We start from the raw sequence: 11,174 nt of genomic DNA, 5'->3' as shown, positions 1-11,174 counted from the left end.
TGGAATCAAGTCTTTTATTAGTTCCCACTGGTTATCGGTTAAGTCTGTGGGGTATGATTTCTTTGTTGCTTCCATAAGGCTGTCTTTGTTTTTGTATATTGACAGGCTATACCTTTGGGAGCTTTTTTTCACCTTTTTTTATTGCCAAAAACTTCTCAAACACGCTCTAATTGGGCTTGATCATAGCTGCCGCCAGTTTTGTTAGGACAAAATCAAAACCTCAAAGAGAGTTGCAGCGCTCCGCGCGGCAACTCTCTTTGGGCTTTTATGTCCTGATATAGTTGGCGGCAGCTATAAATATAAAACCCTAAAACCTGCGGCGCAGCCTGCGCCGCAGGTTTTAGATCTGTTTTTTGCGGAGCTATTTAATCAACTCACTCAAAAAACTATTCCTCTTTTGGAAAAACTCATCCAGTAATTCGTAATAATTTTCGTCAACGGCTTGCTGAACCGATGGTCGCTTTAATAGAGCTTCGCGCCAAGCCTTAACTTTGGGAGTCCGATCGCTAAAGCCAAAATTTTGATAGCGATCGAAGGCAACAAGATAGCGGAATATGGGGGCATAGACCGCATCAATCAGCGAAAATTTTTCGCCTCCAAAATATGGTGCTGTAATGAGTTGTGCTTCTAGTAGTTCTAAATTTGCAATCAGGTCTAACCGTTTTGCTTCAAAAGTCTCTTCATCCTTAGCCGAGTAGAAACCCGCAATTTTTGTCAGTAGATTTGACCCAAATTCGATCCAAGAGCGATGTTTAGCTTTGGTTAAGGCATCCTCAGGATGCAGTGAATCGGGTGTAATTTCATCAAGATATTCACAAATTACGGCGGATTCAAACAAGACTTCATCATCAACCAGCAGTAATGGGACTCTCCCCAATGGCGAAATTTTAAGAAACCAGTCGGGTTTGTTGGCAAGGTCGATATATTCGCGATCGCAAGGTATTTGCTTTTCAAGGACAGTGATTAGCGATCGCTGTACGTAGGGACAAAGATTGTGGCTGATCAGCTTGAGCTTTGGCAACATGGCAATTTGTAAATAGGGCTAATATTTGGATATAGTTGCATTTACATTAATTGCAATTGCAACTAAATTTAACTTATCATATTTAATTGCAATTGCAACTAAATTCCCAAAGATATGGGCGGCGCTTCGCAGCCCCTATGAGCCTATTTTTATAATTGCGATTGCAACGATTTTTTTGGATACTGGAAGTATGTCAATAAATTCAGCCCTAGATCCTTTGCGAAGTTCGGTTTGGCGATCGCTTTTGACCGTTCATACCAAGCTGCTTGATCGCATTGCCCAAAAGCTTGATCAAGCCGATCTGCCGCCTTTGGAGTGGTATGACGTATTGCTTACACTCAAAGAAGCACCCGATAACTGTTTGCGCTTAAGCGAACTAGCTGAAAAAGTGCTATTAACCCGTAGCAATCTAACGCGATTAGTCGATCGTCTCGAAAAAGCCGACTTGCTCTATCGAAAATCTTGTCCAAGCGATCGGCGCGGAACCTATGCAGTCTTAACTGAGGCAGGTTTGGCGATGCAGCAAAAAATGTGGATCGTTTACGCTGAGGGGATTTCTGAGCATTTTGCTAGTCATATCTCTGAGGACGAGGCGCAGGTTTTACAGACAATATGCGATCGCTTATTAAGTAACTCGGCACAAATAAATATAAAACCCAAGAGTTGATTGGTGGCACGAAGTGCCACCAATCAACTCTTGGGTTGTGATTTGGACTATAACGATAAGTACTTGTGCAAAATAAATTACCAAAACCCGTAAAGTTGCGCCCCGTAGGGGCGCAACTTTACGGGTTTTGGTTTGTAATTAATTATGCCTAGCTACTTATATCTCCAAACCAATAAAAAACCCTACCAAAAGATAGGGTTAAAGAATCGTTTTTACTTTGTCTCAAACATTTAGATCAGGAACAGATGGGATTTAGATATTTGTCAGCCACCAAATCAAACCATGCCCTGTGGAAACTTCAAGGATCAGCAAGGAGACAAAGCCAATCATTGCAAGTCTACCGTTCAATAATTCTGCGTAAGGGGTGAAACCAGCTCTGTCGGTTTCTTCAACATACATCTTTGGTTCTACTGCGAAATTGTTGAGTACACCGCGTTCGTCGACTGTATAGCTGCTCATTGCTTTTTCCTTTATTTGATTTTCTTATATAAAGAAATATAACAAAATATTTCGAGATGTTAATCTAGCTAAAGGCATGGATGACCGATTAGTTGTACCTATATAAAGAGGTATGTACAAAGAATGGTTTGGCATTGCCAAACCATTCTTTGTTTTTATGTGACCAGATTTAGAAAGTACCTGCTAACGCACTGACTCAGCGATCGCCCATATATGCCCCCCATACATAAGGATGCTTAGCAGACACAATCAACATTAAATTAACAAGGTGCTTTTAGCTTTATTTTATCTTTTTTGGGTTTGCATTAAAGCACTTTTTAGTCGATTTTATAAAGGTTTCAGCAAGCAAAGGCTATGGATTTGTTTTTGTGTTAAAGCACTTTCATGCCCAAAAAGGTAGATAGCGTGCATAGCGGGCAGAGGTTGATTCAGAGTCATCGATCTTTATTAAATCAGCTTCTTTCGTAGCTTTTATAATCAGAGAAACAGTAGCTGTTTTTGACTCATTCAAACGAAATCTTTCGCGTAAAGTCTGGTTAGACATCTGTCTGTTACTAACATATAGCAAACAGCAATGCTGATAACAGGCTCGAATGCGATCCGATCTACTCATTTCATCAAAAGTCTGGTAAGCAAATAACACTGTCGTGGTACGAGTTTCTCCTACCCGAAAATCTGGTGCTGGTAGATGATTACCTTCTGCGGCACTTACAACCTTGTCAATGCCACTTCCTTTTTCTTCGCAAATACCAAAACGGCGCATTAGATCGGCGATTTGTTCGTTGCGGGAGCGGTATTCATCAATGAAGCGATCAGTAGAAATAGGAGGAATGCCAGGATTAGATATCTCAATGCGATCGCTATACATTTCAATCATTACAGAAGCACCTATTGCTAGAAAATCCTGATGTACCAAGGCATTAGCAATAAGTTCTCTTAGAGCCTGCATCGGAAACATCTTTACTTCTTGGCGTACTGCTTCTTCGATAAAACGATTTTGCGGTGCAGATGAGTAAACGAAACTAATTAATTCTTCAAAGGTTACAGCATATCCTTGGTTCCACGTTTTATCATCACGAGTCTGTAGTTTATTGAAACCTTCATAAATAATGACACGGGGAGCTTTACGCGCTAACGCTAGAGAAAAAGCATCAAGTTTTTTTGCCAAAACAATCGCGGCTAAATTGGTGATTGTCCAGCCTTGAGTTGTTGATTTGATTAAATCTTGGCTTTGTAATCTCTCTAAAACAGCCTCACGGGTGGTTGGATAAGGAACTTTTAGGAGTTCAAAGTAAGTTTGAGTATCTAACAAAGCAATTACATCATCTGGACTGGCATCTAGGCGAGCAGGTTGGGAAAACCAATCTTGTTGATCTTCCGCAAAAATCTGTTTCAGCCTATCTCCAGTCATTGGTCGTAGCTCTTCACCAACTCTCATCCAGTGGATTCCCTTATATTCCAATGCTTGCCCCGTAGGACGAGGAGGCACTTTAAAAACCAGCACTCGACCATTGGGATGCTGTAGTTCGGTAATGTCTACCCGAAATCTAAGGTCTTGAAATATACCTGCTTTAAGTTTGTTTAGACTTTCTACAGTTGACCAAGCTTGGGAACCGACTACTTGACGAGGTCGCTTATCGGTAACACCTAAAACAAGATAGCCACCACCTTCATTTGCCAGCGCTATGCAGTACTCTCGGAGCTTTGTTGAATCATACTGCTGCTTTGCTTCTTTAAATTCAAGTTGCTCTGTCTCGGTGGGTGTAATTAGCCATTTCTCGAGTGTTTCAAGATTAACCATAGGACAATGCTAAAAAGTACCTGCTAATGCACTGACACAGCGATCGCAAATATGGGGATGCTCGGTAGACTCACCGATATGGGTGGAATAGTTCCAGCAACGGGGACACTTTTCGCCATCGGCTTTTGCGATCGCGATTTGTAAATTGGTAGCCTCTCCCTTAAAGTCAGCATCGGGTAAGCTATCGACAAGCTCGACCTGTGACACGATGAAGAGATAGCGCAAATCCTCTCCTAATGATTCTAGATAAGCTTTCTGCATTGCATCAGTTGAAACTAGTAAGACCTTTGCTTCTAGGGGTGCGCCGATCAGTTTGCCAGTTCTGGCGGATTCTAAGACTTTGTTGACCTCAGAACGAACATCCCGTAGATAGTCCCATTTGCCTGCCAATTCGGGCTTATGCCATTCATCATTCACGATAAACCAACCCGATTGGAATACGGATTTAGTCGGTGCGGGATAGGGCAAGTATTGCCAGATATCCTCGGCAGTGTGGGCAAGGACTGGGGCGATCGCTTTGGCAATTGCCTCTAAGCAATACATCAACACCGTCTGGCAACTGCGGCGACGGGCAGCGTTAGGCGCACTGATGTAGAGGCGATCCTTGGCGATGTCTAAATAGAAGTTGGATAAATCAACAGTACAGAAGTTTTGGATGGTTTGGAAGAAGCGCGAGAATTGGAATTTGTCATAGGCTTCGGTGATGTCCTTGGTGATTTCAGATAAACGATGCAGGATGTAGCGATCGCTTTCCGTGAGATCGGCATAAGGAACTAGATGTTCCGCAGGTTGAAAGTCAAAGAGGTTGCTGAGCAAGAATCTGGCGGTATTGCGAATCTTGCGGGATACATCGGACATCTGCGCCAAAATCGTCTTACCAACGGGAACATCGCTGCTATAGTCAACGCTTGCAGCCCAGAGACGGATGACATCCGCGCCATAGGCGGGCTCTTTCTTTTGATCTTTACCGCCATTAATTACCACCATCGGATCGACAATGTTACCGAGGGATTTGCTCATTTTTTGTCCCTTCTCATCCAGCAAAAAACCGTGAGTTAGAACTGTCTTGTAGGGGGCGTAACCATTGGTTGCAACGCTAGTTAGAAGGGAAGATTGGAACCAACCGCGATGTTGATCGGAGCCTTCAAGATAGATATCCGCAGGATAGTTTAGTTCGTAAGGCACTAATTTAGAGTTGTGACTTTCACCGCCGAGAACCCCTGCCCATGAGGAGCCAGAGTCAAACCAGACATCCATCGTGTCCGTACCTTTGCGATATTTGCGATCGCTATTTTTGTAAGATTCAGGTAGTAATTCTTCTACTTCTCTTTCCCACCACACATCGGAACCATGTTCGCGAATGAGTTCTTGAATGTGGGTGACGGTTTCTTCCGTGAGCAAAGGCTCGTTGGTTTCTTCGTCATAGAATACGGGAATCGGTACGCCCCAAGTGCGCTGACGGGAGATACACCAATCCGATCGCTCTTGCACCATTGAGGTAATCCGATTCTCACCGATCGCAGGAATCCAGTTAACTTCTTTGATCGATTTCAATGCTTCTGCTCGGAAACCATCAACGGAGGCGAACCACTGCTCAGTGGCGCGAACAATTACGGGCTTCTTCGTGCGCCAATCGTAGGGATATTTGTGGTTATAGGCTTCTTCTTTAATCAGGGTTCCATTAGCGGTCAAGATTTCGACAACCTTGGCATTACCTTCCTTCAGAACGCTTAAACCTGTTAACTCTTCGCCAGCATCTTCATTAAAAATACCGCGATCATCTACGAGGGAAATCATGCCTAAATTGTATTTTTTACCGACAATAAAGTCATCTTGACCGTGATTTGGCGCAGTATGCACTAAGCCCGTACCTGACTCAGCGGTGACGTGATCGCCCAAGACAATCGGACTAGGGCGATCGCAAATTGGATGTTTAGCAATGGTTCCTTCGAGCACATCACCAGTAAAGGTATATTTCACTTCCAAAGCTTGCTCAAAAGTGGCGGCTAACTTCTCAACTAGTTCCGTAGCCACGATGTAGTTTTTGTCAGCAGCAGCAACGATGCTATAACTCAGATGGGGATTGGCGCTAATGCCCAAGTTGGCAGGAATCGTCCAAGGTGTCGTTGTCCAGATCACGGCATGGAGATTGGTGAGATCGGCGATCACCTTCAACTTTTCGCTAGGATTAGTGACTGGAAAAGCGACATAGATACTGCGCGAAACGTGATTTTCGGGGTATTCCAATTCGGCTTCCGCGAGGGCTGTATGGGAACTAGGCGACCAATATACGGGCTTGAGACCGCGATAGATATAGCCCTTTAGGGCAATTTTTCCGAATACTTCGATTTGGGCGGATTCATATTCAGGTTTAAGCGTGTAATAGGCATTTTCATAATCTCCCCAAACTCCTAAACGTTTAAAAACTGCTGCTTGTTCGCCGATTGTTTGCAGCGCAAATTCTTTCGCTCGTTTCCGCAATTGCAAAGCAGTTAAATTAGTACGTTCCTCGGCTTTAATATTTTGGAGTACCTTCAGCTCGATCGGTAAGCCATGACAGTCCCAACCTAGGACATAGCGAGCTTTGCGTCCGCGCAAAAGTTGATAGCGATTAATAATATCTTTTAAGGATTTGCCCAAGGCATGACCCATGTGCAATGTCCCATTTGCATAGGGAGGGCCATCATGGAGCGTAAAAATATCACCTTTGTTATTGCTGCTTAAGTCTTCGTAAATCCCCTGCTCCTGCCAAAAAATTTGAATCTCTGGCTCACGAATAATCGCATTTGCCCGCATGGAAAAGTTCGTTTGCGGCAAGTTAACGGTGTCTTTATATTCGCTTAATTCGGTGGGACTCGTGAGATTATCAGGTTTGGCTTTAGGAGCAGATGTCATCGTTCTAAACTTTCAAAAATTAGTTAGGGTTTATACCTCATCAAGGAGGTCACGATCACTATTATGACGCATATATAGCTATCGCCCATAAAAAACGAAAAGAGAGGTGCGGCGCTTTGCGCCTCACCTCTCTTCAGTTGGCAATCTTTCCCGCTATTTGCAAAAGCGTTACTTCCCAGACTAAGCGTGGTTGGACATAGCGAGCGATCAACTCCCTTGCCTTGTCGAGGTGTTGCAACACTATTGGCGATCTTTGCTGTTCCCAAAAATAATTTTGTAAATAATCGATCAGCCATAATTGCAAGTCCACTTCTAGCTCCTTGGTGATTTGTTTGGCGATCGCCATAGCAGTTTTCGCATCTTGAGGAATTTGGCGGACGGCAGTTAGCAATTCCGCAGGAATGCTTTTAAAACGCTCGAAAGACTCGATCGCATTACCCGCCGAGCCTTGGGCTAGGGCTAATACTTCGGGGGGAATGATATGCCCTGCAAGGTCGAGTACCTCCTGTAGCTGCCTCTGATTGAGTCTCGTAAAAGGGATGCGTTGGCAGCGTGAAACTAGGGTGGGTAAGATTGCACTAGCATCGGGGACGATCAAAATAATCGTGGCGTAAAGGGGTTCTTCGAGGGTTTTCAGCAAACTATTCGCAGCCGACTCAGCCATCGATTGAGCTTCCTCCAGAACGACCACCGATCGCTGGCACTCAAGGGGGGGACGGCTCACAAATTCACTAATTTCTCGTATTTGTTCGATCCTGATCTGGGGTAAGGCGCGGCGCTTTAATCCTGCTGCGTCGGCTTCTTTGGCGGTAAGCATTTTGCCCTTATCCAGATAGGTTGGCTCTACCCATAGCAGATCGGGATGATTGCGATCGCTCAGCCGATTAGCCGATCGGCGATCGCCCAATAAAACTTCGGCAAATGCCGAAGCGGTTTTGCTGCGTCCCACACCACTTGTGCCTGCAAACAAATAGGCAGGAGCAATGCGATCGCGTTGAATGGCAGCTTTTAGTAACTTGATCGCTTGGTCTTGCCCTACTACTACATCAAAGGGGGAATTTAGGGAAAACACCACTAGTCATTCCATCGATCTTTGGTCGATCTTCCCGAACCATAGGTGTTCAAGCCCACGCGATATTGGCGATCGGGTGAAGCATCTAAAACCTCCAAAGTACGCCGCCGCAGCCACCAACGGATTGCTTCATCGATGATTGCGGTAGGATCGCTAGAAATTTCCTTTAACTCAGTTAATAGGTCTGGAGCTATTTCGACTTTATAGGTGAGTTCGGCTGCCGCTAAGTCGGGAACAGGTGGTTCGATATTTTCCTGATCGTCCCGATCGTTATTGATCTCTGGTTGTGGATTTATGGACTCGTCAGCGATCGGTTGCGGGGTGGTCTCAAGATCTGCTTCATGATTAATTGGACTACTCACGACCTCTTCTTCATCCGATGAACTGGGTGGGATCGATGCAAATTTAATCTTATTTTGGTTGCTTTCTTTAATTGCACTAAGTTTGGAGGCAACTAACTTACTTAACTTAGCGATCGCAAAAACAATGAGAATAAGCCCAAACTGAAATAGTCCCACAATTAAGAGCAGCTTTTCTTTTAGCCAAAATTCATACATGTTTTTTAGGAACGAAATTCTAAGTGTTTTTTCATTATTCCTAATCGTTCCACTCGCCACGAGGCGGAACAACGGGATTCATTGTGAGAGGACGCGATCGATCGGCTTCTTTGATTGCTCGACGCTGCAACCATTGGCGGATCGCTGTGTCGATCGCCTGTTCTGGATCGTTTGTCACTTCGCCCAGCTCGGCAAGCAGAGCTGGGTCAATGTCTATACTCTTTAGTACCTCATTAAATACTGCTTCATTAGCCGATTGGTTTACTTGCGGTTCGTTAGCGTTATCTTCTGGCATGGGAAATATTTGAATTAACTGGCACTATGCAGATTTTACCTAGATTTGTTACCTTCTGAATGTACAGTGCGATCGCAATCTAAATTTTAGCTTTCGCAAACTATCAATTACCACTCCCTTGCCAGTGAAGAATTAGCGTTGCGGCACAAAGCGCCGCAACGCTAATTCTTGGTTTGTGATGTCTATTTTGATAGTGGGAAGGTTTTTATATATAACTGCGCCCAAGTTATATATAGCTGTCGCCAAGTGTCCTAGGACATAAAACCCAAGAATTAATTGGCGGCGCGAAGCGCCGCCAATTAATTCTTGGGTTTTGATTTGTCCTAATTCAAGTGACTGTAGCTATAATTATGCCCAGCTATCTACAGCGCTTTGCGCTCAAACCTAAACCAAGAAAAATTTTGAAAGCGTTGCGAAGCAACGCTTTCAAAATTTTTCTTGTGGTTCGTTTGATCGGTAATTGCTGTAAGACTTAATTAACTTGTTTAGCTCCAAAACGATCTAGCCACCAGAAACAAGTCGTAAGTAATGTGGCGATAAATAGAAATGCGGCAATAGCTTGGAATGTAGTATGTATCCCTGCCACCAGCGAATCAATAGGGGCTGCGGTGACATCGACATCAAAGGCAAGTTTCGCGGTGGCGATCGTTACTAAGGAGAAAATGGAACCGACTATGGGCACACCCACAGCTTGCCCTAAAATTCTTGATAGGGAAAGTAGCCCAGAGGCAATGCCTAATTGCTTGGCTGGGGCGGCTCCCATAATTATGCTGTTATTAGGCGATTGAAAAATGCCAACGCCTAGGGCGTAGGGGGCGATCGCTAGGACATAATTGAGTATGGAAGAATCGGCATCGAACGTACTAAAAAAGATGCAGCTCATTCCGATTAAACACAGGCCGATGAAGCTAATTAAACGCCCTCCGAAGCGATCGGCAAGAGTCCCTGAGATTGGGGCAGTTACGGAGATAATGACTGGAGGAATCGCTAGCAATAGTCCCGCTTTTTCGGTGGGATATTGCTTAATCAATTGCAGGAAAAAGGGGAGAATAAAGATTACTCCTGCCATGACGAGATTGCCGATAAATCTGAGGATTAGTCCGACACTAAATTCCCGCGATCTAAATATATTTAAGTCGAGCATGGGCTGTTCTTGGTTCGTTTCTACGATCAAGAAACTAATAAAACCCGCGATCGCTAGGGCAAATAGATAACCAACAAGGCTGGCATCAAGGCTATTATTTTGCGATAGGGTAATGCCCACCGTAAAGCAAGTCAGGGTTAGCGTGAGCAGCAATGTCCCCAAAATATCAAAACTTTTAGAAGTTTCGCGAATCACTGATGGCGGGACAAAGCGAGCGACGATCGAGATCCCGATCAGACCAATTGGCACATTAATCAAAAAGATCGATTTCCAATCTCCCACAGCCAAGAGCAGTCCCCCAATTGTGGGACCCAGGGTAATCCCCAAACCATATACCCCAGCCCGAATCCCCAAGCTTAAGCCCCTTTGTTCGGGGGGAAAGGCTTCGACAATAATTGCCGTGCCCAAACCCGATAAAAATGCGGCTCCCAGTCCTTGAATTGCGCGAAAGATGATTAACATCTCCACGGTTGACGATAGCCCACAGCTTAGGGAACTGAGCGTAAAAATAACCATCCCGATCAGGTACAGTTTCTTTTTGCTCCACATATCACCTAACTTGGAGATGCTCAAAACTGTAATCGCGATCGCTAATAGGTAGCTGAGCACAACCCATTGAATCACCGCAAAACTGGTATGGAGCGACTCAATCATGGAGGGGAGAGCCAGATTGACGATATAGACATCTAAAGCAAAAATGAATACCCCAAGCCCAATCCCCGTAATTGTCCACCACTTATTTGTATTTTGGCGATCGTCCTGATCGGGATGCTTAATATCTAATTGCGTATCTAATTGCGTATCGAGATTTAATGTCGTATCTAATGGTTCTGATTCGTGGGCAGTCATGTTGAATTTCTATTAGCGATCGGCTAGTTATTTGATTTTGATTGTAAAACTGCAAAGGGACGGGGCATAGTTAGAAACCAGAGCCAAAATATCTGACGCGAGGATATCAAGAGCCAGCGGTTTTGGTCTTTTATAAGTAGCTAGGCATAATTAAACTTAAAACCCAGAAGAGTATATCGCCCGCTGCGCGGGCGGTATACTCTCTGATTTTGGTTTTTAATTATGCCTAGCTACTTATTTAATTACATCTAGTTACTTAAGTCCATGATTTAAACAGCCTATTTAAACAACCTATTTAAATAGGTTGTTTAAATACATCATTATAGTTAAAGAATAATTTAAAGATAGTTAAATAATTATCGTTAAATAAAACTATCATTTAACTAGCTAAATAAATAGTTAATACCAATT

The 11,174-nt window shown here is 44.0% G+C and carries 9 protein-coding genes; 1 reads left to right on the top strand and 8 read right to left on the bottom strand.

Annotated elements, in window-relative coordinates; translation table 11 throughout:
- Window positions 1-361: 361 nt before the first annotated feature.
- Window positions 362-1,024: a glutathione S-transferase family protein gene (locus tag AC805_RS18935; RefSeq protein ID WP_055076838.1), complete on the bottom strand. Its 663-nt coding sequence runs from the start codon at window positions 1,022-1,024 to the stop codon at window positions 362-364.
- A gap of 190 nt (window positions 1,025-1,214) precedes the next feature.
- Between AC805_RS18935 and AC805_RS18930 the strand changes: the two genes are divergently transcribed.
- The gene (locus AC805_RS18930; RefSeq protein ID WP_156341476.1) at window positions 1,215-1,691 is read left to right on the top strand and encodes a MarR family winged helix-turn-helix transcriptional regulator; all 477 of its coding nucleotides are present in this window, start codon (window positions 1,215-1,217) and stop codon (window positions 1,689-1,691) included.
- 252 nt (window positions 1,692-1,943) lie between these two features.
- On the opposite strand, the gene AC805_RS18925 is transcribed toward AC805_RS18930, so the two are convergent.
- The 7 genes from AC805_RS18925 to AC805_RS18895 all read right to left on the bottom strand — a co-directional run bounded on the left by AC805_RS18925 (window position 1,944) and on the right by AC805_RS18895 (window position 10,763).
- Window positions 1,944-2,150, bottom strand: a complete 207-nt coding sequence (locus AC805_RS18925) for a chlorophyll a/b-binding protein (protein ID WP_055076836.1) — start codon at window positions 2,148-2,150, stop codon at window positions 1,944-1,946.
- A 382-nt stretch (window positions 2,151-2,532) separates the two neighbouring features.
- Window positions 2,533-3,951 (bottom strand): ATP-binding protein, encoded by a 1,419-nt coding sequence (locus AC805_RS18920; protein ID WP_055076835.1) that lies wholly within the window; start codon window positions 3,949-3,951, stop codon window positions 2,533-2,535.
- Between the two features lie 9 nt (window positions 3,952-3,960).
- On the bottom strand, window positions 3,961-6,846 hold the full coding sequence (gene ileS, locus AC805_RS18915; protein ID WP_055076834.1) for an isoleucine--tRNA ligase: 2,886 nt from the start codon (window positions 6,844-6,846) through the stop codon (window positions 3,961-3,963).
- 133 nt (window positions 6,847-6,979) lie between these two features.
- Entirely contained in the window at window positions 6,980-7,921 is a 942-nt protein-coding gene (locus AC805_RS18910; RefSeq protein ID WP_055076833.1) for a DNA polymerase III subunit delta', read from the bottom strand.
- A complete protein-coding gene (locus tag AC805_RS18905) occupies window positions 7,921-8,475 on the bottom strand; it encodes a hypothetical protein (protein ID WP_055076832.1) in 555 nt (184 codons plus the stop codon). Before AC805_RS18905 ends, AC805_RS18910 begins: the two co-directional genes overlap by 1 nt.
- Window positions 8,476-8,515: 40 nt before the next feature.
- Window positions 8,516-8,770: a hypothetical protein gene (locus tag AC805_RS18900; RefSeq protein ID WP_009627654.1), complete on the bottom strand. Its 255-nt coding sequence runs from the start codon at window positions 8,768-8,770 to the stop codon at window positions 8,516-8,518.
- Between the two features lie 472 nt (window positions 8,771-9,242).
- On the bottom strand, window positions 9,243-10,763 hold the full coding sequence (locus tag AC805_RS18895) for an MFS transporter (protein WP_055076831.1): 1,521 nt from the start codon (window positions 10,761-10,763) through the stop codon (window positions 9,243-9,245).
- Window positions 10,764-11,174: the final 411 nt, after the last annotated feature.

The sequence above is a fragment of the Pseudanabaena sp. 'Roaring Creek' genome (assembly GCF_001402795.1).
Taxonomy (GTDB): Bacteria; Cyanobacteriota; Cyanobacteriia; order Pseudanabaenales; family Pseudanabaenaceae; genus Pseudanabaena.
This window is presented reverse-complemented; position numbering and strand designations above follow the sequence as displayed.

Excerpts from the sequence above, each read along its gene's own strand:
- AC805_RS18920 (WP_055076835.1), bottom strand. The coding sequence starts at position 3,951 with ATGGTTAATCTTGAAACACTCGAGAAATGGCTAATTACACCCACCGAG.
- AC805_RS18925 (WP_055076836.1), bottom strand. The coding sequence starts at position 2,150 with ATGAGCAGCTATACAGTCGACGAACGCGGTGTACTCAACAATTTCGCA.
- AC805_RS18900 (WP_009627654.1), bottom strand. The coding sequence starts at position 8,770 with ATGCCAGAAGATAACGCTAACGAACCGCAAGTAAACCAATCGGCTAAT.
- AC805_RS18895 (WP_055076831.1), bottom strand. The coding sequence starts at position 10,763 with ATGACTGCCCACGAATCAGAACCATTAGATACGACATTAAATCTCGAT.
- AC805_RS18905 (WP_055076832.1), bottom strand. The coding sequence starts at position 8,475 with ATGTATGAATTTTGGCTAAAAGAAAAGCTGCTCTTAATTGTGGGACTA.
- AC805_RS18935 (WP_055076838.1), bottom strand. The coding sequence starts at position 1,024 with ATGTTGCCAAAGCTCAAGCTGATCAGCCACAATCTTTGTCCCTACGTA.
- AC805_RS18930 (WP_156341476.1), top strand. The coding sequence starts at position 1,215 with ATGTCAATAAATTCAGCCCTAGATCCTTTGCGAAGTTCGGTTTGGCGA.
- ileS (WP_055076834.1), bottom strand. The coding sequence starts at position 6,846 with ATGACATCTGCTCCTAAAGCCAAACCTGATAATCTCACGAGTCCCACC.